This is a genomic window from Rhizobium sp. A37_96 (genome assembly GCF_053521765.1).
The window spans coordinates 1-26102 of the sequence record NZ_JBNWDS010000008.1; the positions used below are offsets into that span (position 1 = coordinate 1).

The following is a 26102-nucleotide window of genomic DNA, read 5'->3' on the forward strand; positions in this document are numbered from 1 at the left end:
GTGCATGATGATGCCGATCGGCCTTGTCGCCATGAGTTCTTCCTCCCGTAAATAACTATATAGTTACATAACTGACATGGCTGAGCAACGCTGTCAACGAGCAGGACGACACCCTGCATGCTGAATCCCGATCAACGTTTTTGAGATCTTTCTCATATAGCCGCACCTCACCCCAGTTTTCCTTACCACCACTACTCTCGGCTGCATAGGCACTGTCGCGCCATCCGGCTTCGTCGCGAGCAGAGCGGCTGTCACACTACTTGACAGCTCGCCGAGCCCTATGCATTCTAGTAACCGATCGGTTACAAGATTTGCGGGTTTTGGTGATGCAGTTTCGGAGGAAGCTGCAAGTGATGATTTGTGCTTTGGAGGAAGCGCGGGATGGAGAGGACTGCCAATACAGGCGCGCAAGGAGAGACAGGCTTTCCGTTGCGCCTGGATATGCGAGAGATTTCAAAGCGTTTTGGCGCCGTCACGGTCCTTGACGGCATCTCGATGACCTGCCGTGCGGGCGAAGTTCTGGCGATCTGCGGAGAGAACGGCGCAGGCAAGTCCACGCTCATGAAAGTTCTCGCAGGCTTCTATCGACCGGATGGAGGGGATATCCGCATCGACGGACGTCCCGTGCATTTCAAGCGTCCGCTCGACAGCCAGCGCGAAGGCGTTGCCATCATTCACCAAGAATTGAGCCTCCTGCCTCATCGCACCGTGGCGCAGAACATATTTCTGGGGCGCGAACCGACGCGGTTTGGCATTGTCGATCACAAGCAGATGCGCGGGGCGGCGGCGCGCGTGCTCGCGCGCCTCCAGTCGACCATAGACCCCGATGTCCACGCCGGCACGTTGCCTATCGCCGACCAGCAGATCGTGGAAATCGCCAAGGCGTTGACGCTGAACGCCAGCATCCTGGTTTTCGACGAGCCGACGGCGGCTCTCGACACTGCCGAGGCGGCGAAACTATTCCAATTGATCGAGGAGCTGCGGCGCGAAGGCACCGCCATCCTCTATATTTCGCACAGGATGGCGGAAGTCTTCGCGCTGGCCGATCGCATTTGCGTCGTCAAGGACGGGCGGCTCGTCGGCGATCTATCGCGAGGCGAAACCGACTCCGATGCGATCGTCCGCCTGATGGTCGGTCGCGAGATCGGGACCCTCTTTCCTCCGCGTTCGGATCGAGCTTTCGATGACGAGATTTTCACCGTCGCCGGCGGAAGGAACCGCTATCTTCATGACATAACGCTGACCTTGAAAGCGGGAGAAATCGTCGGCGTCGCCGGACTTGAAGGATCGGGCAAGATGGCACTCGCACGCGCGATCGTCGGCGACGAGCCCTTCGATGCCGGGACCGTTCGCTACTGGGATGGCGGGGGCGCGGTCGCGAGCCCGCGCGAGGGTACGCGCCGAAAAATCGCTTACGTCCCGGACGACCGGAAAACGGAAGGGCTAGGCCTTCGTCAATCGCTGCGTGAGAACGCAGCCTTGACCAGGCGGGCTTTGTCACCGGCTCTATCGCTTGCGTCGAACGGTGGCTGCGCCGCGCCCGCGCTCGACGCGCTGTTGCGCCAGCTTGACGTTCGGGCCGCCAACCACGCGATGCCCGTGGGCAGCCTCTCGGGCGGAAATCAGCAGAAGGTCGTCGTCGCACGATGGCTTGCCGTCAACCCTCGGCTCTGGGTTTTGTGCGAGCCCACGCGAGGGGTCGATGTCGGCGCCAGATCGACCATCTACTCAATCCTGCGGGTCTTTGCAGACGCCGGCGGCAGCGTTCTGGTCGTCAGCTCCGATCTTGCCGAGGTGATCGGCCTCAGCGACCGCATCGTGGTGATGAGCGAAGGCCGCATCGCCGCGGAATGCCCCGCCGGAGCCAGTGAGGAAGACATCATGAAACACGCGGTCCTGTCGCACCGGTCAGTGCCGGGCCGATCGAGAGAGACGGCATGACGGATATTCCCATCGAAAGCACCAGGGCGAGAAGGCCCACCACGCCAGGCTCGGCCCTGCCCTTCGTTCTCGTCATCGGTTCAGCCCTTGCCTATGGCATCGTCGCGTCCATGACCGGCCAGATCGCGCAATTGAGCTGGGACGGGATCATGGGGCTGCTTCAGCGCATGGTCGCGCTCGGCGTCGTGTCGATAGGCCAGACCTTCGTCATCATCGTCGGCTCCATCGATCTTTCGCTGGCGCATCTGATCAGTCTCGGCGCCATCGTCGCCGCCTTCGTCATGCAAGGGGATCCGTCGCTGATCTGGCTCGGCATCCTTGCCGCTATTCTGGTCGGCGTCGTTGTCGGCTGCGTAAACGGCCTGCTTGTGACACTTTTGAAGGTCAATCCGCTGATTGCAACGCTCGGCACGGGCCTTATCCTTCAGGGCATTCTGACGACAAGCTACGGAACGATGCAGGCGACGGCGCCGACGGGATACCGGGCGCTGGCCTACGACTCGATCGGCGGCGTGCCCTACGCACTGCTGTTGCTGGCGGCCATCGGCATCATCGCCGCCTTCATCCTTCGCCGCACGGTCGCCGGTGCCCGCATCTATAGCGTCGGCGGCAACCCCATCAGCGCGCGTCTCGCAGGCATTCGCACCGACCGGGTGGTTCTGGCCGCGCATATCGTATCGGGAGCGTGTGCCGCCGCCACCGGCCTATATCTCGCGAGCCGCCTTGGAACAGCCACGCCATGGGTCGGCGCCAATGGCGGCTACGGTCTCGATTCCATCGCAGTCGTCGTTATCGGCGGCACGCTGCTTGCCGGCGGCAAGGGCGGCATCAGCGGAACGCTTGCCGGCGTTTTTCTTTTTGCCACCATCGATGCCGTCTTCAACATGCTGCAGATCGATCCGTTCCTCGGGCAGGTGCTGCGCGGCGCCGTCGTCGTCCTCGCCGTCGCCTATCACAGCGTCCGCCAGAAGGGGCATATCGCATGATGTCGTCCCTCTCTGCCAGGCTCAACATTCCACAGGGACGATATCCCATGCTGGCCTCCATACGGCGGGTCAATCCCGCCCTGATCATGCTTCTGGTGCTGCTCGTGGGCATCGCGATCCTCAGTCCGCTCTACCGCACTCCGGCAGGCATGATGAGCCTGCTGCAGCGCGCCGCGCCGCTTGTCATTCTCACCTGCGGCCAGGCTTTCGTGCTGATATCCGGCGGCTTCGACCTCGCACAGGGCTCCCTCGTGACGCTCGTCGTCATTGCCTGCGCGCTGATTACCGGTGGTGATGCTGCGCTGACGACTGAGGCCATCGGGATTGCCTTCGCTCTCGGCCTTCTTGTCGGAGCGGTCAACGGCTTTGTCGTATCCTACCTTAAGGTTCCGTCCATCATCGCGACGCTCGGAGCGCTGCTCTCCGTCAAAGGCGCGGCGATGATGTGGTCCGGTGGCGCGCCGCAGGGGTATCTGCCGGACAATCTGCGCATGTTCGGGCGCATGGTCATTCGCCCGGTGCCCATCATCGGCGGCCTTCCTGTCGCGGTCATTGTCCTGCTTGCCGTCGTCGCCCTGCTCGCATTCCTGTTGCATTCGACGCAATACGGCAAATTGCTGACGATGATCGGCGACAACCCGCGCGCCGCCGAACTGTCCGGCGCGCCGGTGCGCATGATCCGTTTCGCCGCTTTCGTGATCTCGTCGCTGGCGGCCGTCGTGGCCGGTATCCTGCTTGGCGGTTTCTCGGGCGTTTCCGTCGACGTCGGCACCGGCCTCGAGCTGCAAGGGACGTCGGCAGCGGTTATCGGCGGCATTGTTCTGCTCGGCGGGCGCGGCAGCATCTTCGGGGCGGCCTGCGGCGCCCTGTCGCTTTACGCCCTGTTTACATTCCTCAATCTCATCGGCTTTCCCGAGCCGATGCGAGTAGCGGTGCAAGGCATCATTCTGATCGTTGCCGCCGCGATAACATCACGCAGACAAATGACGAATTGAAAATTGCGCTCCTTGGGAGAGGACGCCGTACCGGCCCATGCCGGTCCAACATTGGGAGGGAAACATGAAAGCAATTCACGCAAGGCAGCCTTTATCCATAGCCGTCAGCCTTTGCCTTCTTTCGGCATCGGTCGCTCTTTTCGCGCCGCCGGCGATGGCAGACGACGCCTTTACCGCCGAACAGGCGCTGTTGAAGGTGACGCCGACCGGACCCGCCGACAAGCCATGGGAGCAATATATCGGCGGCGGTCTCGTCGATACGTCCAAGTACAAGAAGGCCGGCCCGCATAAGCTGTGCTTCTCCAACGCAAGCGTCAGCAACCCGTGGCGCGTCGTCGGCTGGAAGGTCATGCAGGCGGAGGCAGATGCCGAAAAGAGCTCCATCGCCTCCCTGCAATATTCGGACGCCAAGGACAGCGACGACAAGCAGATCTCCGACATCAAGGCCTTCATCAATGGCGGTCAGTGCGACGCGTTGATCGTTTCGCCCACCACATCGGATGCGCTGACGCCTGTCGTCGAAGAAGCCTGCAAGAGCATGCCGGTGGTGGTCTTCGACCGCAGCGTCAATACGACCTGCCCGGTTACGTCGATCAGCAGCATTGGCGGCAATGCCTGGGGCATCGCCGGCGCGCGCTATATCGCCGAAAACCTGCCGAAGGGCGGCAAGGTGCTCATGCTGCGCACGGCACCCGGCGTCGATCTGTTCGAAACCCGCTCCGATGCCGCCATGCGCATCTTCAAGGAGGCAGGCATCACGCCGGTTGGCAGCGAATTTACCGGCGGCGACAATGCCAAGACCAAGGCGGTCGTTTCCGATTATCTGAGCCGCTTCGGGCAGATCGATGCGGTATGGGTCGATCTCGGCGCCATGTCCGTCGCCGTTGCGGAAGCCTTTGAGGATGCGGGGCAGCCCTACCCGATCATAACCGGCGAAGACCAGGAAGACTATCTGCAGAAATGGAAGAACACGGGCTTCAAGGGCGTCGCTCCGACCTACCCGGCCTATCAGTGGCGCACGGCGCTGCAGGCGGCGGTGAAGATCCTGGACGGCAAGCAGGTTCCCGGACCGAAATGGGTGCTGCCGCAACCTGTCATCACCAATGAGAACCTCGACCAGTACGTGAACCTGAAAATGCCGCCGCTGCATTACGCGCTTTGCGGCTGCGAAGACCTGCCGGGTTATCCGGAACGCTTCGGCGGCAAGCGCTGACTGTTGAAATACCCAAACGACCATTCATGCCGATAATCATAGGACGCATTTCATGATCGATTATCTCATTCTCGGTGGCGGCAGCGCAGGCTGCGTTCTGGCCGCCCGCCTTTCCGAAAATCCCGGCGTGCAGGTCGTTCTCGTCGAAGCCGGTCGCAATATTGCGGCCGGCAACCTTCCCGACAATATCCGCAGCCGCTATCCCGGACGCGCCTATATCGACGAAGGCAATATATGGGCGGACTTGAAGGCCTATATCGGCGCTCCCAAGGGTGAGACTGCCGGCCGGAGCCCCCGCCGCTATGAACAGGGCCGCGTGCTTGGCGGCGGTTCCGCCGTCAACGCCATGGTTGCCAACCGCGGCGCACCGGGCGACTACGACGAGTGGGGAGCAGAAGGCGCCAAGGGATGGTCCTGGGAAACGGCCCTGCCCTATTTCCGCAAGCTGGAGCACGATTTCGATTTCAGTGACGACTATCACGGCCAGGACGGCCCGATCCCGATCCGCCGCATCACGCCAGCCAAGATGTCGCCCTTCGTCAAGAGCGTCATCGACACCATGGCCGCTCGCGGTCATCAACGCCGGCCCGATCAGAATGGCGAGTGGAAGGACGGGATCTATGTCGGCGCAATCGCCGTCAGCGACAAGGGCGAACGCGTGCCGACCTCCGTCGCCTACCTCTCTCCCGAGGTCAGGAAGCGTCCCAATCTGCGCATCCTAACCGACCGGTTCGCCGACAAACTCCTGCTGGACGGAAAGCGTGTGACCGGCGCCGTCATTTCCGATGCAAGGGACCGCTCGAAGACCGAGATCTTTCTTGCCAACGAAACCATCGTCAGCTGCGGCGCCATCCATACGCCTGCATTGCTGATGCGCAGCGGCATCGGACCGGGCGAACAGTTGACCAAGCTCGGTATCGCCGTCGCCGTCGAAAAGGCGGGCATCGGCAGCAATCTCATGGAACACCCCTCGACCGCCGTTTCGACATACCTGCCGCCGCAATCGCGGCTGCGGGATCTCGATGAGCACCATGATCACGCCATCCTTCGCTTCTCTTCGGGCCTGAAGGGCACGCCGGAAGGAGATATGCACGCCGCCATCATCGCCCGCTCCGGCTGGCATAGCGTCGGCCAGCGCGTCGGGACGCTGTTCATCTGGGTCAACAAGGCCTATTCGCGCGGGCATGTGCAATTGAAAAGCACCGATGCCCGCGAGGAGCCGCTGGTCGACTTTCGCATGCTGTCCGACGAACGCGATCTCGAACGGCTGAAATCGGCCTTCCGCCTTGGCGCCGAAACGCTGCTCGACAGCCATATGGACGGCCATCGTGGCACGGTATTTCCAACCAGCTATTCGCCGCGCGTGGCAAAGCTTGCCGGTCCGGGCATGGCCAACCAGATCCAGCGCGGGCTGTTCGGCGCCATGCTCGATCATTCCTACGCGCTGCGTCCCTGGCTCATCCATTCGGTGGTGACGCTTGGCATCAAGATGAAGGACCTGCTTGCCGACGACAAGGCGCTGACGGCCTTCGTGAGCGGCGCCGTCGGCGGCGTCTGGCATGCTTCTGGAACCTGCAAGATGGGTGCGGAGGGGGATCCGCTTGCCGTAACGAGCGGTAGCGGCGAAGTCTATGGTATCGCCGGCTTGCGCATCTGCGATGCGTCATTGATGCCGACGATCCCGCGCGCCAACACGAATACGCCCGTCATCATGATGGCCGAGAAGATCGCCGACGACATCAAGGCCGCTCGCCAGGCGGCCGTAACGCAGGCGCGTGCATCCTCTCCTTCTGCATGAGCACGGTATAATCCCTGGCCGGAGCAGATGCCTTCGCCACCCGGCCGTTACGCCGGATGGCGGCTTTCCGTTGCCTGCTGCAGAGCGAAGAGAATGACCAGCGCCAGGCCGAGCGCGCCGCCCGCCACGGCCGAGGCGGTCCATCCGCCCCATTGATAGGTCACGGTCCCGAGAAGGGAACCGAGCGCCCCACCGATGAAGGTCACGGTCATGTAGAGCGCGTTGATGCGTCCGCGGTTTTCCTGCCCGGCCGCTGAGAAGATGATGCGCTGGCTGACGACCTGATTGCCCTGCACGCCGGCATCGATGAGGAATGCGAGGATTGCCAGGCCGACCACGGTCGGGATCGCGGCGGCCCAGCCGGTCGCCAGAAAGCCGACACCGACCAGCAGCATCGAGCCGAGCGTTACCATTCTGGAATGCCCCCGATCGGCAAGGCGTCCGGCCAGCGGCGCCGAAAGCGCGCCGCCTGCCCCTGCAAGCGCGAAAAATCCGATGGCACGCTGGCTGAGGCCGAGCTGCTCGCCAAGCATCAGCGGCGCTGCGGTCCAGAACATATTGAAGGCGGCAAACATCAGAAATTGGAAGGCAGCGCGCCAACGCAAAGCCGGTATCGTCATCCAAAGTCCCGCCATCGAGCTGAGGATCTTGCCGTAATGCATGCTGCCTTTCGCCGGATGCTTCGGCATCACCCGCACGAGCGCGACGAGAATCAGCACCATGAGCACGGCCGAGCACCAGAAGACGGCACGCCATCCGAAGCTTGCGGCGATGAAGAGCGAGGCGGGCCGCGCCAGCATGATGCCGGTCAGAAGCCCGGCCATGATATTGCCGACGGTGCGGCCACGCCGCTCCGCCGGAACCAGATGCGACACGAAGGGGATCAGCACCTGCGCGCCGGTGGAACAGACCCCGACGACGAAGGATGCGATGAGGAAGGGAACAGCGACCGTGGAAACCGCCGCAGCGACCAGCGCCACGATGGTGAGCGACAGCGTCGTCAGCACCAGCCGCCTGTTTTCCACGATGTCGGCGAGCGAAACGAGCAGGAAAAGGCCCGCGCCGTAACCTATCTGCGTGATGCCGGTGATCGAACCTGCGAGACGGTCGCTGATGCCAAGCTCCGCACCGATGGAAGCGACCAGGGGTTGCGCATAATAGAGGTTTGCGACAAGGGCGCCTGTGGCAATCGCCACCAGGGTGACAAAGGCAGGGGTCGGCTCCTGATCTATATTGTCGGCCGCAAGCGTTGCTTCATTTTGCATGATGATCTCCAAAGCTGCGACGACATGAGCACGACCTCAAGAAAATGCGAAGCGGTTTTCGCGCTGCCACCCAGGCAATCGGAAAGCCAAAAGGAGATGCGTTGCACGAATATGACACGGATCAGGACGCGGCTCCCAAACAGAGCCCACCCGCCACGAGCAAGGTTGTCCCCGCCAGTACCGCGACGTGCTTTTTCCACGGCAACACTGCTTCGGCCGACATCCACACGGTCAGGAACGCCATCCAGCCGAGGTTCATCGCGCCACCGGCAAATTGCAGGCAGATCATGCCGGCGCAGCAGCCGAAGCGAGAGCGGCCGTGTCGCAAGCCTTTGACGATCGCAACCGGATCACCATCGTCCCCGCCCGCCAAAATCCCGCAAAGCGGCTTCGACGTGCGTCTGAGGGGAGACAATTGATGAAGTCCGGCAGCCACGAGCAGAAGGCCGCTCGGCAGCGGGTCGGCCATCGTCGTCCAGCCGATCACCGTACCGGTGGACTCGAGCGCCCATTGCGCCAGCGCGGCGAGAAGGCCGCCGGTGAGCACGATCAGGAGATAGCCGGCTGCGAAGCATGTGGCAGTCGCATAGACCTTTCGGTCGCCGCGATGCTCCCAGGCCGCCTGCATGATTGCGAAGGCCGCGCCGGGAAGCATCATGGCCGGCGTCATGATGCCCCACATGGCGAGCAAGCCGGATGCCCGGCCGGCACTCCAGGCGGGTATGGTCGACGCGATGCCATTGCTGTCGCAGATGAGAGTGCCTTCCATCGGCATCGTCGTCGCAAGCAGCCCCCAGCAAAGCGTACTTGCAAGAGCGATCCCGAGGAGGATCGCCTGCATCCGCGCATCGCGAAACATGGTCGTCGTGTGCATCACAAGCATCGCCCGCAACTTGATGTCAGGCACATGGCGGCTTCGACGCGCGAAGCCGCCATGTGAGCTGCTGCCTTATTTGAGGAGATCAGCAGCAGCATCCTTTCGAGCCGTCCGCGGCAAGGACGCTCGCATTGTTGACAGTATCGGGCAGATTGTTCGACGGGTTCATGTCGAAAAAGCCCACAGGCGCCAGCGAGAAGCCGCAGGATATGCAAGGCTGCACCGGAAAATCCTCCGGCCGGACGACATGATGCAGGCCGAACGAATGCCAGAGCACGATATCGGTGTTCTCGACCGGACGATCCTGCTTGACGATCTCGGCGAGACCACCCGAACCATCCGAATTCGCGACGAACTCGCCGGCCGGATACCGCTCGTTCTCGTCGAAGGGCGTGACCCAGATGTGATTGCGGATGAAATTCGAGCGTACGCCGGAAGCGCCGTCCTCCTGGATCATCGGAGTGACGCAATTGGGCGCGTGCAGCTTGTATCCCACCGGCTTGCCGACATGGTTGAGCTTGTTGGGATTGACCACCTTCCAACCGCGATGGGTGGAAAGGTCCGCCCTGCGGGCAGCGCCAAGCTCGGTCTTCAGCACGGTATCCTCGGCATGAAAGGCATTGCCGTAAGGGTTCGTATCACTTGTCGGCTCCATGAACGAATTGGTCTCGACGACGCTGTTGCCCGAGCCGTCGACGGCCATGTCGAGGCGAGCGCAGAAGATATGCTGGTGGATCGGCGCGCCGAGCCCCGGCTGGATCTCCGTCGAATATTTGTCGGGCTGACCGGGATGGCAGGCATTGGTGTTGACGATGCCGGTCGCCTTCATCTCGAATTCGATCTCGCCGGCCAAATCCAGATACCAATATTGCGCATATTCGTAGTTGCCGACGGTGCAGATCGAGGAAATCACCAGCTTACGGCCGCGCTTGAGCACGGTGCGGCCGGTACGGAAATCCCAGTGTTTCCAGAGAATGCCCGCATCCTCTTCATGGATGCACACGGCCTTTTCGATGGTGACGGCCTCTCCCTTGATGCCGTTCACCTCGGCGTCGAGATAGTGAATGGTGCCGAGGCAGTCGCAGCCGAGCTTCAGCGAATTGGTGAGCTTGCCGAAACCATATTCGCCGACATCGAAAATGTTCTGGCGCGCATGCCCGTAAAGCGGCGAACCATAGGGCACGACGAGTTCGGTGATCGCCGCCCGGCGGACGACCGAGCGGCCATCATAGCGGATATCGTGCAGCACCAGCCCTTCGCGGGGCGTGAAGCCGATGGCAAGCGTCCATTTGTCCCAGGAAATGGCATGACCGTCCATGGTGAAGCTCACACCCTCCGGCTGCACGACATTGAGCGTCTTCAGCGGGGCTGCCGGAGCGGGCAAGAATTCTGGATCGTAGTCATAGCGGGTCATCGGGATCGGCGGATGATCGGGATAATCGTCAACGCGCAAAACCTCGCCGGTCTTGACATCGATGACGGCATTCAGGCCCTCGATCGGATGCGCATAGTAGTTTCCGAATTCGTGAACGCGCAGCCAGGAAAAGGTATGCGAGATCAGCCGCCCTTCCTCGTCCTTGTGACCGAAATTGCCGCCGGACCAGGAATCGACGATGACACCGGTCATGTCGTCGATCCCGCGCTTGCGGCAGGCTTCGATGAAGCGCGGATCGTTCTTGACGTTGACTTCGACGCTCAGCATCTGCTCGACCATGAAGCCGGCGCGCGCCGTCGGGAAATGCTTGCGGCTGACGATCGCCTTATCGGCGAGCGAGACGATCAGCTGCCAGACACCGGGCCGATCCAGATGATTGACGTTGACGCGCGCCTGGCGCGGCAGGGTTTTGCCCTCGACATGGGCGCGATATTCCGCCGGCGTCGGCTCGCGAAGATCGATATTCTCGAAAAGCGCGTCCGGACCGAGTTCCGGATCTGCCTTGATCACACCGGCAACCACACGGATTTCATCCGCTGTCAGCGGCGAAAGAGCCTGGAGGTAGGTTGGCGGCGGCGGTGCAGCAACGCCGGCTTTCGCCGTGGCGGGGTGAACGGTCTGGTTCATGGTACTCTGTTCCCTGTTATTGTGCGGCGGCGCCCGGCTGAACGGCCATCCGTCGCGGTTCGTGTTCATCGACAGGCCGCGTCTTGCGGCCTGTCGATGGGCTGTAATTACTGACGCAAGTCCGTCCAGATCCGGTCGTAGGCGCGTGTCGCCTTTTCCGGGCAGGACGGTGCAAAGACGATCTTGAGATCAGCGGGAGGGTTGAATTCCGGCGAGTTGCCGACGTCCGGTGGCAGAAATTTATTCGATCCGGTAACCGCGCTCTGGTAGCCGGTCGACTTCTGCTGCAGCGCGATGTTTTCCGGATCCATCAGGAAGTTCAGAAACTTCTTGGCGTTTTCCAGATCGGGTGCTCCCTTGGGAACAGCGACGTTGTCCATCCAGCCGATCGCCCCTTCTTTGGGGAAGACATATTTGATGGTCGATTTCTGCTGGCGCGCGGCCAGCGCCTTGCCGGACCATTGCTCATGCATGACCGTTTCGCCGGAGACCTGGCGTTCGGTGGTCCCGTCCGAGTTATAGACCTTGACGAAGGGCTTCTGTGCCTGCAGCAACGCATCCAGCTGCTTCAAGTCGGCCGGATTGGTGTTGCATTGCTCCTTGCCCATGTAGAGCAGCGCCAGCGACATGACCTCGCTCGGCGAGCCGAACATGCCGATCTTGCCCTTCAGATCGTCGGAAGGCTCGAAGAGTGCCTTCAGGCTGTCGGTCGGCCCTTTGTAGATGGCCGTGTCCACAGAATAGGATGTCGTTCCCCACACCCACGGGACCGAATATTTGGCATCGACATCCCATGGGCGCTTCTGCCACTTGGGCGCCAGATTCTTGAAGTTCGGCATGGAGGCCACGCCGACATCCTGCAACAGTCCCTGATTGACGAAAATCGGCACGAAATCGTTGCTGATGATCATCACGTCGTAGCCGGAAGCCCCGGAACTGATCTTCGCAAGCGCGGTCTCGTTGGAATCATAGGTGTCGATCGTGACCTTGATGCCGGTTTCGGCCTCGAATTTCTTGATCATCTCGTCGGACGTGTAATCCGTCCAATTGTAGATATGCAGCACGCCCGCATCGGCGAAGGCCGCATGCGGCATGGCGCAGGCGAGACTTGCCAGCAGCCCGGTGCTCAAGAGCATTTTCTTCAATTTGGTCATGGTTCCCTCTCTGTTGTTTTATGGAGATTATTGTTCTGCCGTCTGGCTTCGTCGCCCGAGCAGCAGCGACGCCGTTACGAAAACCAGCGAGACGACAAGCAGAATGGTGGAGATGGCATTGACCTCCGGCGTCACGCCGAGCCGCATCATGCCGTAGACATAGACGGGCAGCGTCGTGGAGCCGGCTCCGGACACCATCAGGCTGATCAGGAAATCGTCCAGCGACACGACGAACGCCATCAAGGCGCCTGCCGAGATCGCCGGCATCAGCAAGGGCAGTGTCACACGCCGGAACAGCTGCCATTCGCTGGCATAGAGGTCGCGCGCCGCCTCCTCGAGCGTGGCTCCCATGTCGCGCAGGCGCGCCTGCACGGGAAGCAGCGCAAACGGAATGCAGAAAACCGTATGGGCGATGATGAGGTTGACGAGACCGTTATGCATGCCGAGCATCGAGAAGAAGATCAAAGTCATGATCGCCACGATGATCTCCGGCACGATCAAGGGCAGCGCGATCATCGCCGTTACCGTCGCCCGGCCATGCCTCAGCTTGCCGCGTTCGAGCGCCAGCGCCCCAGCCGTCGCAATCAGGGTCGAGGCGATGGTCGCGGCAATGGCAATCACGATACTGTTGACCGCGGCGCGGCGAATATCGGCATTGGCGGAGACATCGACGAACCAATGGACGCTGAAACCACTCCAGACCGTCACCAACTGGTTGGCATTGAAGGAGTAAACCACCAGGATCAGCAATGGCGCATAAAAGAACAGCATGACGATCGCCGTGAAGGCGGACAGCCCGGGCGTATAACGCCAGTCGAAAGGTCTTGCGGTTCTCATGAGCGGCCTTCCTCCGGTACCTTGCGTGAGCGGGCGAGGAAAATCAGCAGGACACCGGCCGTCACGACGATCGACAGCGCCGCTCCGAAGGGCCAGTTGCGCGACGTGGTGAACTGCATCTGCACGAGGCTGCCGATCAGCAGCTTCTTGCCGCCCCCGAGCAGATCGGGCGCGAGGAACGAACCGAGGGCCGGCGCGAAGACGATACTTGCGCCGACCAGCGCACCGGGCTTGGCCAGCGGCCAGATCACCCGACGGAAGACCGCATATCGGTTGGCGTAGAGATCATAGGCGACCTCGATGAGCCGGGGGTCGATGCGCTCCAGTGTCGAATAGACGGGCAAGATCATGAAGGGCAGGAAGGTATAGACCAGGCCCAGAAGGATGGAGCCGTCGTTGTAGAGCAGCGGCAGCGGATCCTTAATGACGCCAAGGGATTTCAGGAAATTGTTGGCGAGCCCTTCGTCGCGCAGGATCAGCACCCAGCAATAGGTGCGGATCAGCGTGTTGATCCAGAAAGGCAACGTCACGAGGAAGAGCAGGATTCGCCGCCGCTCCGGCGACTGGCAGACGATAAACCAGGCAACAGGCAAGCCAAACACCAGGCAGAGGATGGTCGTTGCCGCCGCCAGGTAGATCGAGCGGATGATGATGATCACATAGCTCCACGAGAACATCAGACTGTCGTCGAAGTCACGCCGGAAGAGGAATTGCACATAGGCGTCGAAGGTCAGCGGCATGCTGACGCCGCCATAGGGATTGGCGGTCATGAAGGAATAGACGACGGCGATACAGAGCGGCAGCACCATGAAGGTGCCGATGACCAGGAAGGCCGGGGCGATCAGAGCCAAACTGCGGTTTTCGTTCATGCGCCCGCTCCCTCAGTCAACCAGGTGGCGTTCGACGCCACTCGGCCAATCGACAACGACGGATTGGCCCGCGGTCAGGGGCGGCTCGATATCGCGGCAGCGGCTACGCACTTTGCTGCCTCCGTCCAGCGCAACCTCATAGAGCGTATCGAGGCCGAGGAAGGTGACCGAGGCTACGGTTCCCCGGGCGCGCCCCTTGCCTGCACCGGCGGCGGGCGAAACGACAATCCGCTCCGGGCGCACGGCAACCATGATGGCCGGATCCCGGCCGAGAACAGCGCCGGGGATGACATTGGACTCGCCGATGAAGTCCGCCACGAAACGGCTTTGCGGATTGTCATATATGCCCCTCGGCTCCCCGACCTGCAAAACGTTGCCCGCCGACATGACGGCGATGCGATCGGACATTGCCAGAGCCTCTTCCTGATCATGCGTGACAAGAACGAAGGTAATGCCGGTCTCCCGCTGCAGGCGCTTCAATTCCGATTGCATTTCCTTGCGCAGCTTCAGGTCCAGAGCGGAGAGCGGCTCGTCGAGCAGCAGCACCTTGGGGCGCGGAGCAAGCGCCCTTGCCAGCGCGACACGCTGCTGTTGGCCGCCGGAAAGCTGGCGCGGGCTGCGCGAGGCATAATTGTTGAGCCGGACCATGCTCAGCGCTTCGCGCACCCGCTGATCGATCTCCGCCTTCGGCACCCGGCGCATTTCCAGACCGAAGGCCACGTTCTCGGCAATCGTCATATGCGGGAAGAGAGCGTAGCTCTGAAACACCGTGTTGACCGGCCGCTTTTGCGGAGGCAGCGAGGCGGCATCGATGTCGTCGATCCGGATCTTTCCCGTGGTCGGCGCTTCAAATCCCCCGATAAGGCGCAGCAACGTCGTCTTCCCGCAGCCGGATGGGCCGAGCAGCGTGAAAAACTCATTGTCGCGGATCGAAAGGTTGATCGTGTTCAACGCGGTCACGAGACCGACGGCCCTTGTCGAGAAGGACTTTGATACATCCTCGATGTCGATCATAGACCGCATGCTTCATGCCCCTCATATTTTTTATAAATAACTATTTGGTGAATAGCTAACAGCGACAAAATTCGTCTGTCAAGCGGCGTATGGCCTCCTGCTTTCAAAAATAGATCACTGGATTTTTCAGCCTGTGCTTCAGCGGCTCCCGGCCCAGCCGCAAGCTGTCGCGCGAGCGAAGATATGGATATAAATTATTGATTTAGCGCGAAATTTTTATAAGGAAAACAGGGCAACGCCTCCAGCTGCAGCATCTCTTGGGAGGCTGCGGGAGTTCATGGCAATAGCGTTTCAACGACGATCGCAGCTCGCCGTCAAGCGACGGTGAATGCAGGTGCCGCGATCTTTATATAACTATTTCGTTACTTAATTTTCGAAGACATTGAAGCCGTCAGGATAGATCCACTTCGTCCAGGATTCGCTGTTGCTTGTTTTCTGTGCCCGGCGGCGGCGAGCACCGGTCGTTCGCTCACAATCGCCGTGCGCCGCCGCCTGCCCGCCATCATGCACAGGAATACCCGCACATCATTTCGAGCATCGCCGGATGCCGCCAGACGCTCCTCTTGCAGGCATCCGCATACGCATTAACACAACACTTTTTAATTAAACGCTTTTTGAATATCTTGCAACAAAAGCTTTGACGAAAGACCATGCATGCTCAATTCAATGGACCGTGACGGCGCAATGCCCGGCACCAATCTCACACAGACCCGGGCGCTGAACCGTCGCGCGGTTTTCGACGCCATACGCCGCAGCGGTCCCATCACCCGCATGGAGCTGGCGCAAACGATCGGCCTGACCGTTCAAGCCATTTCCAACATAGCCTCGGAGCTCGAAGTCGCCGGCCTGATCCGGCAACAGGGCAAGCGTGTGGGGCAACGCGGGCAGCCAGCCGTCGAACTATCCCTCGATCCGACCGGCGGCTACACGATCGGCCTGTCCCTTGCCTATCGGCGGCTCTCCGGCATGCTGGTCGATCTGACCGGTGAGGTCGTCGCCGGCGAGGATTGCGATCTTGTCGAACGCGAGCCGCATTTGATCGCCGAGGCCCTGGGCTCATTGGCGAATCAGTTGCTGAAAACCTCGGGCGTCGGGCGAGATAAAATCTGGGGCATCGGCTGCAGCGTGCCGGGGACGGTGGAAAACGGCACCTTCTGGTACGACAAGGTGCAGGAAGCGGACGAATGGACCAAGTTCCCACTGGTGGCAAAGCTGGAAGAGCTGACCGGTGTTAAAACCTTTGTCGAAAACGATGCGACCGTTGCGGCCATTGGCGAGAGCCTTTATGGCATCGGCCGCATCGCGCGCAGCTTCTTCTACCTGCATTTCAACCTCGGGATCGGCAGCGGCCTGATCATGGATGGCCACCCGTATCGCGGCGCGTTCGGCGGCGCCGGCGAAATCGGCCACATGATCGTCAAGCCCGGCGGACGACTTTGCCCCTGCGGCAGCCGCGGCTGCCTGGAGCAATATGTGTCGTTTTACGCTGCCGCGGAGACCATTTGCGGGCCAACCCGCACGCCGGACGAGGTCCCGGCGGAAGAACTGGTCGCCTGCCACCGCTCCGGCGACGCGCGGCTGCTCGCCTGGCAGCAGGAAGCGGGCCAATATCTGCGCATCGCCATCCGCAACGTCGAAGCCATGTTCGACCCCGATACCATCGTCATCGGCGGCGGCCTGCCCGGCGAACTCCTGGAAGGGCTCATCGCCGCCGCAACGCCGCTGCTCCCCTCCATGACCCATCGGCACGCGAGCAGCCTGCCACGCCTGATGCCCGCCGAGCATGCCGCCGAAATGCCGGCACTCGGCGCGGCGGCATTGCCGATCGCAGTTGCCATGCTGCCCGGCTCCTCCAGCGCCTCATGGCGGGCGACCACGACCGATACGCCGATGGCGGCCAATCCCGCACTCGCCGCCCTTGGCTTTGATTCCGCCTGGCAGTGAGCGATTCGATTCGCGCCAATTATCAAAGAGCGTTTCAATATTGCTCGCCGGGAGTGTCCAGCCATACGGGGTGAATCCGATCAAGGCCGGTGCAGAATGGGAATGCCGCCGCCGCGAAAACTCGGAAAAGCTCTCACGCTGGACCGCATACAGCCCGCGGCGGGAAAATCGGGGCCGCTCAATGCGTCAGCGGGCGACCGCCGGCATCGAAGAGGTGATATCGATCCGCCTTCGGCGAAAAGGAAAGGCGCTCCCCGGCTCGATAGTCCGACTTGCCCTCCTGACGGATGATGATCGGCTTTGTGCCACCCATGTCGATATAGATGTAGGAGTCGGACCCGAGGTTTTCCGAATGCATGACGGTACCCGACCACGCGCCTCCCGAGCTATCGATGGTGAGATGCTCCGGGCGCACGCCGACGGTCTCGGCCCGGTAGCCCCTGGCATCCTCGCCGGTCATGAAGTTCATTTCGGGCGAGCCGATGAACTTGGCGACGAAGAGGTTCTGCGGGTTCTCGTAAAGCTCCAGCGGCGAGCCGACCTGCTGCACCACGCCATCCCGCAACACGACGATCTTGTCCGCCATGGTCATGGCCTCGACCTGATCGTGGGTGACGTAGATCATGGCCGTATCGGAGAGGTTCTTGTTGAGCTGGGCGATCTCGATGCGCATCTGCACGCGCAGCGAAGCATCGAGATTGGACAAAGGTTCGTCGAACAGGAAGACCTTCGGATTGCGCACGATGGCCCGGCCGATGGCAACGCGCTGGCGCTGACCGCCCGAAAGAGCTTTGGGCAACCGCTTCAGATAGGGTACGAGCTGCAGCTTCTCCGCAGCCGCCATGACCATCCTGTCGATCTGGTCCTTCGGCAGTTTTTGCAGTTGCAGCGAATAGGCCATGTTGTCGTAGACCGTCTTGTGCGGATAGAGCGCATAGGACTGGAAGACCATGGCGATGCCGCGCTGCGAAGGGCCGATATCGTTGACCACGCGACCGCCGATCTCCAGGGTTCCGTCGCTAATCGGCTCCAGGCCGGAGATGCAGCGCAGCAAGGTCGACTTGCCGCAGCCTGAGGGGCCGACGAAGGCGACGAATTCGCCCGATTTGATCTCGAGATTGATGTTCTTCAGGACTTCGACTGCGCCATAGCGCTTGTAGAGACTGCTGATTTTGACGTCGGCCATGGGGTGCTCCATTCCGGAATTTTGTGAGGATGACGATACGGGATGCTACTTGCCGACACCCTGGCTCAGGCCCTTGATGAACTGCCGGGAAAAGATCACGTACAGGACAATCAAAGGCACGGCGCCCAGCGTCAGCGCCGCCAGCAGTGCCGGATAGTCGCTCAGAAACTGGCCGACGAATTGCTGCACGCCGAGCGTGACCGTTTGATTGTTCTTGCTCGGCGCGAGGACGAGCGGAAACCACAGGTCGTTCCAGACCGGCAGCATCGTCAGCGTCGCAACGGCGGCAAGGCCCGGCTTGACGACGGGAAGGGCTATCAGAAAGGTGCGGAATTCACCGGCGCCGTCGATGCGCGCTGCTTCCTTCAGCTCGGTCGGGACCGTGCGGAAATAGGCGACCATCAGCGTAACGGCGATCGGGATGCTCATCGCGGTATAGACGAGGATCAATGCCGCCAATGTATCGATGAGGTTCCAGGAGATCATGATTTCGAGGATCGGCACGGTGCCGAGCCTTATCGGCAGCATGATGCCGACGATGAACAACCCGCCGAGCACGGGTGCTAGCCGCACCTTGTATTCGACAAGGCCATAGGCGGCCAGCGTTGCGGTGACGATTGTCAGCGCGATGGTGACGACGGTGACGATCAGGCTGTTCTGATAGTTCAGCAGGAAGTTGCCCCGCGTGAAAACGCGCAGATATCCATCGATGCCGAAGGTCTTGATCGTCGGCGGATCGAAGGGGCCGACGAAGATCGCCGGCGTCGTCTTGAACGAGTTCATGATGACGAGCAGGATCGGGCCGATGGCAAGCAGGACAAAGAAAATCAGCAGCGCGTGCACGACGATCCGGTCTGCGGTCCATGCGCGCGCATCCTTGCTTTTGCGTGCGGTGCGGGCGGCGTTCTCATCGGATAATGTTATGGTCATGCCTGATCCTCCTCAGATCTGATGCGGCTTCAGGCGGCGCTGGACGAGCCAGAAATAGACAGCCGTCACGACGAGAATGATCAGGAAGATGACCGTCGCTACCGTTGCACCGAGGTCGATATCGGCGACCTGCCCGCTCGATCCGAAGAAGGTGCGATAAAACAGGGTTCCGAGAATATCGGTGCTGTAGTTCGGGCCGGGTGCTGCGCCGTTCAGTGCGAAGACGAGGTCGAAGCCGTTGAAGGTCCAGATGTAGGTCAGGATGACGATCAGCCCGAACTGCGGCGCGATCAGCGGAAACTTGATGCCCCAGAAGATGCGCCAGTTACTGGCACCGTCGATGCGGGCTGCCTCGACGATATCCTCGGGGACGGCAAGCAGGGCACTGTAGAGAAAGATCATCGGAATGCCGACATATTGCCAGACCGACATCAGCGAGATCGTCGGCAATGCCGTCATTTCATTGCCGAGCAGCGGAAAGTGCACGAGCCCCCAGAGCGGATTGATGATCAGCCGCCAGATGAAGCCGACAATGACGACGGACAGCGTGGCCGGAATGAAGAGGAGCGTGCGATAGACGCCTTCCGAACGGCGCAAAAGGCCCGATGTCAGGAGTGCCGCCATCAGCAGGCCGATCGGCACCTCGACGACCAGATGGATGGCGAAATATTCGATATTGTTCAGGAGCGCATTCCAGAACCGGGCGCTCGTGACAGGGTGCGTGAACAGATAGTAGTAATTCTGCAATCCGACAAAAACACGCCCAGTTGAGCTTTTGGTATCGAAAAAGCTCATCAGGATGGAAAGAGCCAGCGGCAACACGGCAAAGGCGACATAGATCGCCAGCGCCGGCAAAACGAACAGCGCCAAGCTGATGCGCGCGGTAATTGGGCGTATCACTCGGAAGGCCTCCCATTCCTGTATGAACGTCTTAGATACGAAAAGGGCCCGCACGCCGTCCCGCGAAGGACGACACGCGGGCCCAAGAGACTTAGTTCTGCGGCTTGTACCAGGAGTCGAGACCCTTCTGCAGCTCGCTGGTGGCGGTATCGGGCGTCAGCTTGTCGCTGGTCATCATAACCTGCAGCACGCGCCAGATCTCATCGTCGAGCGGCGGGTTGCCGGCACTCAGGCGATCGAGAGCAAGACGCGGCGTAAGCTCGGCTCCCTTCTTCAGGTCGGCAAATTTTTGCGCCAACTCATTCTTGTAGGTGACCGGCTTCGAGCCCATGGCGAAGAAGCCGGGAGCTTCGTTGACATAGAGCTCCTGGAATTCGGGGCTGGCAAGCCAGGTCAGGAATACCTTGGCGGCATCCTTGTGCTTGCCGGCGGCATTGATGCCGATCGCCATGTCGGGCATTTCCTGCAGATAGCGCTTGCCATCGGCTGTCGCTGTCGGCGGACCGAAGACGCCGACATTGAGGCCGGTCGCCGTCACCTGATTGATGTTCCATGACCCGTCGGGCAGGATAGCCGCGCGGCCGATCGTGAACAGCTGCGTCATGTCGGCGTATTGAAGGCTGGCCTGACCGTCCGGCATGAACGGCCGCCAGGCGGCGAAGGCCTTGAAGGCGGCGACAAAATCCGGATCCGTCAGCTTTTTCGTGCCGTTGATCAGACCCTGGCGGCCCTCCTCGCCCTTCCAATAGGAAGGACCGATATTGTAAAGGCCGTTATAGGCCAGCTGCCAGGATTCGGCCGAGCCGTAGGCAAGCGGCGTGTACTTGCCATTGTCCTTGATCTTCTGAAGAACTGCGATGAATTCGTCCGCCGTCTTCGGCGGCTCGAGGCCCAGTTCCTTGAAGATATCGACATTGTAGTAGAAGCCGGCAAGCACGGCTGCAATCGGCAGGCAGAAGGGCTCGCCCTTGCCGTCGGCCCAGGCGGCCTTCGACGTATCGCTGAAATCCTTGATCGGAGCGAAGTCCTTGAGCGGCTCGAAATAGCCGCGGCGGATCCATTCCCGGTTGACGTCGAAGGGGCGGCAGGTCATCAGATCCGGACCGGCGCCGGCGTCGATCTGCGACTGGATGGCCGCATTGTATTCATTGGTATTGATCGGGGCGAATTCGACCTTGATCTCCGGATGTTCCTTTTCGAACGCCGGCAGCAGCTTGTCCTGCCAGACGGCGATGTCTTCCGTACGCCAGCTTCCCAGCTTGATCGTCACCGCATCAGCGGCAAGCGCACTGCCCGCCATGAGCGCAACGGCCAGCGACGTCACCACGCCCTGGATACACGCATGCTTCGAACGCATCTGAAATTCTCCCCTCTTTTTAAGCTTGGATTGCGCGACCTTGTCCGGTCCGCAACGAACGGATGGAAGATACATCTCAATACAATATGTGACAAGATGTTTTTTCTCTTTCAATTTTTGTCATACGTGGTATTCAATCATCTCATATGGTATTTCATGAACTGCGGATGCTGGGGGGGATGATTTGATGATTGGTGTTGGCCTGCTGGGGTCCGGCTTCATCGGCGATTGTTATGCGGATTCATTGCTCGACGTGCGCAACGGCGAACTGGTCGCCTGCTATTCGCGCAGCGGCGAACGCGCGGATGAATTTGCGAGGAAATGGGGACCTGGCGTTACGGCTTACCAGGACATGGATGCCCTGTGTGCCGACCCTGCCGTGCAGCTCGTCGTCATCGCCCTGCCGAATGAAATTCATCTTGAAGCCGTCAGAACCGTTGCGCGTCACGGCAAGGGCGTGGTCTGCACCAAGCCGCTTGCGCGCACCGAAAAGGAAGCCGCGGAGATGCTGAAGGTCGTGCTCGATGCCGGCGTCTGGCACGGCTATGCCGAAAGCTCGGTCTTCTCGCCCAATATCGCCAAGGCCTATCAGATGGTGCAGGCCGGCGGCATTGGCGACCTCCTGACCATGCGGGCCCGCGAGGCGCATTCCGGGCCGCATGCCCCGCATTTCTGGGATGCGGAAACGGCCGGCGGCGGCGCGTTGCTCGACATGGGCTGCCATACGGTCGAATCGGCCCGGCATTTCTTCGGCAAGGACAATCCCGTCGTCGAAGTGATGGCCTGGGGGGCTACCCTTGCTCACGCCGACAAGACGACCGGAGAAGATACCGCGATCGCGCTCTTGAAATTCGCCGGCGGCCAGCTCGCCACCATCGAATCCTCCTGGATCGAGAAGGGCGGCATGCAACTGCGCCATGAACTGGTCGGCTCGGCCGGCCGCATCGTGACCGACAGCTCCGTCGGGCCCGTATGGGGTTTCATCGAGAAGCCGGTCGGCTATCTTGTGGAAAAGGCGAATGCCGATACCGGTTGGGTCTATCCGGTGCCGGAAGAGACGCGCGCCTACGGGTTTTCGCAGCAGATGCGCCATTTTGTCGATTGCTTTGCCGCCGGAACTCGGCCACTGGAAACCTTCGAGGACGGCGTGGTGGTAAACCGTATCCTGGATGCCTGCTACCGTTCGATGCGGACCAAGGTATGGGAAAAGGTGACGATAAGCTGATGGTCAAGATGGACGGCGCGGTCGCCCCGCTTCAATCGGATTCTCCCGAGCCGCTGTGGCTGCAGGCTGCCAAAGCCATTTCCCGCGAAATCTCGGCAGGAAAGCTGGCGCCCGGCAGCCGCCTGCCGCCGGAACGCGACCTGATCGACCGTTTGGCGATCAGTCGCGTGACGCTGCGGCGCGCATTGCAGAGCCTGGTCAGCAGCGGCGTTCTGGTGTCCTCCCATGGTCGGGGCTGGTATGTGGCGATGGAGGCACATCAGGAGTTTCCGCAAACGCTGGAGTCCTTCAGCGAAACCGCGGCCCGTCTCGGCCTGAAGGCATCCTCGGATGTTCTGAGAGCCGAAGAAGCATCGGCAACGCTCGACCAGGCGGAAGAACTTTCGATCGCACCCGGTTCGAAACTCTTTCACCTGGTGCGCATCCGCAAGCTCGACGGCGTGCCCGTCGCCATAGACAGCTCCTATTTTCCTGCCCTGAGCGAGCTGAAGCTGTCCACGGCCGATTTCACCACGGCCTCGCTCTTTCGGATCATGAGCGATGCCGGGATCGAGCTCAGTCGGGCGGAATCCACCATCGAGGCGCAGGGAGCCGATACGACAACTGCAAAACACCTGGGAATAGAGGCCGGGATGCCGATCCTCACCATGTATCAACTCATCGAGGATATTGCGGGCAGACCCCTGATATCGTCGACCATACGATATGCCGGTGATCGGTATCGCCTGAGAACCTCCTTCAGCCGCCTTTCCAAAGCGGGCGTCTGAGGCCCGGACAAGCAAGAACAAACCACGGCAGGCAAGCCCTGCCCCTACGACAATCGACGATGGATTGCCGCTGGCGCCTGCGCGCCCGCGCGAGCCCCCGTTTATCCGCAAGCAAGGAGAAACCAGTTGCCCAAAGGATATATCCCCCTCGCAGACGCCCGCGCAACGCAGGCCGACGCCCTTTCCCATGCTGTGGCGGCGCTCGCAGAGGACATTCGCGTCCTGCAAGGCCGCAACTTCCTTCAAGGGCCAGGTCCGATCTTCCTCGGCATAGGCGCGAGCTTCGCTGCCAGTGCTTCAGCCGTCTGGACGCTGAGGAGCCGCGGCATTCACAGCTGGCGCCTCAATGCCGGCGAGCATCCGCTCCCCTTTCCGGTGACACCGCATCCGCTTGTCGGCGTGTCGCAGAGCGGAAAAAGCTCGGAGACCCTGGCAGCCCTGCAAACCGTCGACCAGCGCTTGCGTCTTTCGGTCGTCAACGCCCAGAACTCGCCGATCGAGACAATATCTGCCGCCCATCTGTCGCTTGGCAATATTCCGGACAGCTATGCGTCGACCATCGGCTATACAGCCACGGTCGCAGCGCTCGGCATGCTGGCTGAGGCTTGGGACGCCGGCGAAATCGACAGCACATGGCTTCAATTGTCCGACGCCTTCCGCGTGGTGGAAAAGACGCTCGCAAGCAGGATCGGCGCGCTGATCGCCCCGCTTCAGGATGCGCATTACGTCGATTGCGTCGGATCTGCGGCGTCCGCCGGTTCCGCCGAGGTCGGCGCGCTATTGCTGCGCGAGATCGCCCGTATCCCGTCAACCGGCATGGCCACCCGCCAATATCTGCATGGCGCGATGGAATCCGCTGGCCGTGGGGTGCACATCATCTTCGGCGAGGAACGCGAGGTGCAGCTTGCCCAGAAACTCGCTCGCGCAGGTCACGACGTCATTCTCGCAAGCCCGCTCGACATTTGCGAGGAAAACCATCTCGCCCATGTCGCGGTCCCTTCCCTCTCGCCGGCGCAGCGGCCTATTGTCGAGGCACTGGTCATGCAGACCTTAGCAGTCGAAACGGCAATCGCGCGCGGGCTCGACCCCGATGCCTTCGTCTTCGAAAACAACGATACCAAAGTCGCCTGACGGGAATGAAGCTATGATGGACTGCCTGCTTGCTCTGGATATCGGCGGCACGAAGACGCATCTCGTCATCGAAGACAGACAGGGACAGCGCCTGCTGGACACGGTCCTGCGCAGCCGCGAATGGGATGCCGAGCCCGCCGATCTCGCCGCGCAATGGATCGTGGAGCGCATCAGGCCGCATATCCCTGACGGCGCGCGCGTTGCCGCCATGGCCTTCGGCGCCCAGGGCATCAACCGGCCGGAAACGGCGCATGAGCTAGAGGCAGCGCTTGCCGCCCACGACCTCAGCCCGATCATCGTCAACGATGCGGCACTGATCGCATTGGCCGGCGGCTTTCCCGACGGGATCGGCATCATTGCCGGAACCGGCGCAATCGGGGTCGGAACCGATGCCGCCGGCGCCCATCTGGCCACCGGCGGCTGGGGTTCCGTCATCGGCGACGAAGGCGGCGCGGCGGCCCTCGTGCGCGAGGCGACGCGCGCAGCATTGCGCGCCCTCGACGGAGGCAAGCCGGACGACGGGCTGCTCAAGGCCCTGATCCGCGATTTCGGCGTGGCCGACGCCGAACGGCTGACACGCAAGGTCAACGACGAGCCCACCGCGGACAACTGGGCACCCCATTGCCCGGCGGTTTTCGCTGCCGCTGCCGCAGGATCGGCACTCGCAGCGCAAGTGATCGATGAAGGCGCACAATATCTGGCCGCACTGGTCGATCAGTTGTTGACGCGCGGCGCGGTCGCAACCGACATCGTTGTCGCCGGCAGCGTCATCGTCAACCAGCCGCCGCTTCTCGATGCCTTCAGGCGCCACGTATCAGCACGGCATCCGAATCTGCGGATCCATAAACTGACCATCCCGCCCGTTGAAGGCGCAGTCTTCCTCGCTCGCCGCGCACTGGAAACCATCTAGTAGAAGCGTCTGGCGGCGATGCATGCGGGATTGACCGCGGTTTCAGCCAGCTCGCTTTTGAAACGCCGACGGCATGACCGCTGCTGAAGAAATGACGGTGGGCGCAGACAGCTTTGCGCTCCCCTTGTCGACGCTCACGATCCTTGAGAATTGCTTGACCGGCAGGAGCCGCGCCCGCGAGGCTTTCCCGCCTGTCAAGCACGGCTGGCGCAATTCCAACAAAAGTGGATAGCGGTTTTCCATCCGGAATCGCGTGAAAACAAAAGGATGGAGCGTTTGCGCGATTCAAAGAGAAGCAGAACGCACATCTAACGCCTGGCACCTCGCGCCTCTTCGCAGTCCCGAGGCCGGAATTCTGCCGCGCCTTTGGCATTTCGGTTCACGCGCACCGAGTTCCCTTGATCGCTTTCAGGGCAGCTGCGCCATCCGAATCCCCGATAGTATTATCTTGCGCAGCACGTATCATTATGCTCTCATATCATGTATTTTTCTAGTTTATGGGGATTAATATTGGCGCAATCAGTGAAAATTGGAAAAGTGAGTAAAGACGATATAGAGGAATTTGCAAAACTTGGAACAACGTATGCTATTCTCCAGCTCAAGGTCTCGGCGATACTGAGTAATTACCTCAGCGAACTAACGATACATGACGAAAAACAGATATACGAGATCACAATGGCACAGAATGAGCTTCATTCGCGCCGGATGGCACTTATCCGATATCAGGCCGAATGACCGCGT

22 protein-coding genes are annotated in these 26102 nt (G+C 61.1%); 11 read left to right on the forward strand and 11 right to left on the reverse strand.

What is annotated here, in order from left to right:
* Positions 1-381 precede the first annotated feature (381 nt).
* From ACQZ6J_RS20070 to ACQZ6J_RS20090, 5 genes are all read left to right on the forward strand, one after another.
* Positions 382-1941 (forward strand): sugar ABC transporter ATP-binding protein, encoded by a 1560-nt coding sequence (locus ACQZ6J_RS20070; RefSeq protein ID WP_449085331.1) that lies wholly within the window; start codon positions 382-384, stop codon positions 1939-1941.
* A complete protein-coding gene (locus ACQZ6J_RS20075) occupies positions 1938-2927 on the forward strand; it encodes an ABC transporter permease (protein ID WP_449085332.1) in 990 nt (329 codons plus the stop codon). The genes ACQZ6J_RS20070 and ACQZ6J_RS20075 overlap by 4 nt, the downstream gene beginning before the upstream one ends.
* The gene (locus ACQZ6J_RS20080; protein ID WP_449085333.1) at positions 2924-3922 is read left to right on the forward strand and encodes an ABC transporter permease; all 999 of its coding nucleotides are present in this window, start codon (positions 2924-2926) and stop codon (positions 3920-3922) included. Before ACQZ6J_RS20075 ends, ACQZ6J_RS20080 begins: the two co-directional genes overlap by 4 nt.
* Positions 3923-3986: 64 nt before the next feature.
* Positions 3987-5135: a substrate-binding domain-containing protein gene (locus ACQZ6J_RS20085; RefSeq protein WP_449085334.1), complete on the forward strand. Its 1149-nt coding sequence runs from the start codon at positions 3987-3989 to the stop codon at positions 5133-5135.
* Between the two features lie 52 nt (positions 5136-5187).
* On the forward strand, positions 5188-6933 hold the full coding sequence (locus ACQZ6J_RS20090; protein ID WP_449085335.1) for a GMC family oxidoreductase: 1746 nt from the start codon (positions 5188-5190) through the stop codon (positions 6931-6933).
* Positions 6934-6980: 47 nt separating this feature from the next.
* On the opposite strand, the gene ACQZ6J_RS20095 is transcribed toward ACQZ6J_RS20090, so the two are convergent.
* The 7 genes from ACQZ6J_RS20095 to ACQZ6J_RS20125 form a co-directional block, all read right to left on the reverse strand.
* Complete coding sequence (locus ACQZ6J_RS20095; RefSeq protein WP_449085336.1) at positions 6981-8198, reverse strand: MFS transporter; 1218 nt, start codon at positions 8196-8198, stop codon at positions 6981-6983.
* 121 nt (positions 8199-8319) lie between these two features.
* Positions 8320-9105, reverse strand: a complete 786-nt coding sequence (locus ACQZ6J_RS20100) for a copper chaperone (RefSeq protein ID WP_449085337.1) — start codon at positions 9103-9105, stop codon at positions 8320-8322.
* A 55-nt stretch (positions 9106-9160) separates the two neighbouring features.
* Entirely contained in the window at positions 9161-11137 is a 1977-nt protein-coding gene (locus ACQZ6J_RS20105) for a primary-amine oxidase (RefSeq protein WP_163988861.1), read from the reverse strand.
* A gap of 107 nt (positions 11138-11244) precedes the next feature.
* Entirely contained in the window at positions 11245-12291 is a 1047-nt protein-coding gene (locus ACQZ6J_RS20110; RefSeq protein WP_449085338.1) for an extracellular solute-binding protein, read from the reverse strand.
* Between the two features lie 27 nt (positions 12292-12318).
* Complete coding sequence (locus ACQZ6J_RS20115) at positions 12319-13128, reverse strand: ABC transporter permease (RefSeq protein WP_449085339.1); 810 nt, start codon at positions 13126-13128, stop codon at positions 12319-12321.
* Positions 13125-13997: an ABC transporter permease gene (locus ACQZ6J_RS20120; protein WP_449085340.1), complete on the reverse strand. Its 873-nt coding sequence runs from the start codon at positions 13995-13997 to the stop codon at positions 13125-13127. The genes ACQZ6J_RS20115 and ACQZ6J_RS20120 overlap by 4 nt, the downstream gene beginning before the upstream one ends.
* A gap of 12 nt (positions 13998-14009) precedes the next feature.
* A complete protein-coding gene (locus ACQZ6J_RS20125) occupies positions 14010-15020 on the reverse strand; it encodes an ABC transporter ATP-binding protein (RefSeq protein WP_449085341.1) in 1011 nt (336 codons plus the stop codon).
* 419 nt (positions 15021-15439) lie between these two features.
* Between ACQZ6J_RS20125 and ACQZ6J_RS20130 the strand changes: the two genes are divergently transcribed.
* Positions 15440-15652 (forward strand): hypothetical protein, encoded by a 213-nt coding sequence (locus ACQZ6J_RS20130; protein WP_449085342.1) that lies wholly within the window; start codon positions 15440-15442, stop codon positions 15650-15652.
* A 13-nt stretch (positions 15653-15665) separates the two neighbouring features.
* Positions 15666-16955 carry an ROK family transcriptional regulator gene (locus tag ACQZ6J_RS20135; RefSeq protein WP_449085343.1) on the forward strand — a complete coding sequence of 430 codons (1290 nt, stop codon included), beginning with the start codon at positions 15666-15668 and terminating at the stop codon, positions 16953-16955.
* Positions 16956-17133: 178 nt separating this feature from the next.
* On the opposite strand, the gene ACQZ6J_RS20140 is transcribed toward ACQZ6J_RS20135, so the two are convergent.
* The 4 genes from ACQZ6J_RS20140 to ACQZ6J_RS20155 form a co-directional block, all read right to left on the reverse strand.
* Positions 17134-18141 carry an ABC transporter ATP-binding protein gene (locus tag ACQZ6J_RS20140; protein ID WP_449085344.1) on the reverse strand — a complete coding sequence of 336 codons (1008 nt, stop codon included), beginning with the start codon at positions 18139-18141 and terminating at the stop codon, positions 17134-17136.
* A 45-nt stretch (positions 18142-18186) separates the two neighbouring features.
* Positions 18187-19071, reverse strand: a complete 885-nt coding sequence (locus ACQZ6J_RS20145) for a carbohydrate ABC transporter permease (protein ID WP_449085345.1) — start codon at positions 19069-19071, stop codon at positions 18187-18189.
* A 12-nt stretch (positions 19072-19083) separates the two neighbouring features.
* Entirely contained in the window at positions 19084-19971 is an 888-nt protein-coding gene (locus ACQZ6J_RS20150) for an ABC transporter permease subunit (protein WP_163988843.1), read from the reverse strand.
* A gap of 91 nt (positions 19972-20062) precedes the next feature.
* Positions 20063-21328, reverse strand: a complete 1266-nt coding sequence (locus tag ACQZ6J_RS20155) for an ABC transporter substrate-binding protein (protein WP_163988841.1) — start codon at positions 21326-21328, stop codon at positions 20063-20065.
* Positions 21329-21515: 187 nt separating this feature from the next.
* Between ACQZ6J_RS20155 and ACQZ6J_RS20160 the strand changes: the two genes are divergently transcribed.
* From ACQZ6J_RS20160 to ACQZ6J_RS20175, 4 genes are all read left to right on the forward strand, one after another.
* Positions 21516-22553, forward strand: coding sequence for a Gfo/Idh/MocA family protein (locus tag ACQZ6J_RS20160; RefSeq protein ID WP_449085346.1), 1038 nt, complete (start codon positions 21516-21518; stop codon positions 22551-22553).
* On the forward strand, positions 22553-23320 hold the full coding sequence (locus ACQZ6J_RS20165; RefSeq protein ID WP_163988837.1) for a GntR family transcriptional regulator: 768 nt from the start codon (positions 22553-22555) through the stop codon (positions 23318-23320). The genes ACQZ6J_RS20160 and ACQZ6J_RS20165 overlap by 1 nt, the downstream gene beginning before the upstream one ends.
* A 126-nt stretch (positions 23321-23446) precedes the next feature.
* The gene (locus tag ACQZ6J_RS20170) at positions 23447-24451 is read left to right on the forward strand and encodes an SIS domain-containing protein (RefSeq protein ID WP_449085347.1); all 1005 of its coding nucleotides are present in this window, start codon (positions 23447-23449) and stop codon (positions 24449-24451) included.
* A 13-nt stretch (positions 24452-24464) separates the two neighbouring features.
* Positions 24465-25361 (forward strand): N-acetylglucosamine kinase, encoded by an 897-nt coding sequence (locus tag ACQZ6J_RS20175; RefSeq protein WP_449085348.1) that lies wholly within the window; start codon positions 24465-24467, stop codon positions 25359-25361.
* Positions 25362-26102: the final 741 nt, after the last annotated feature.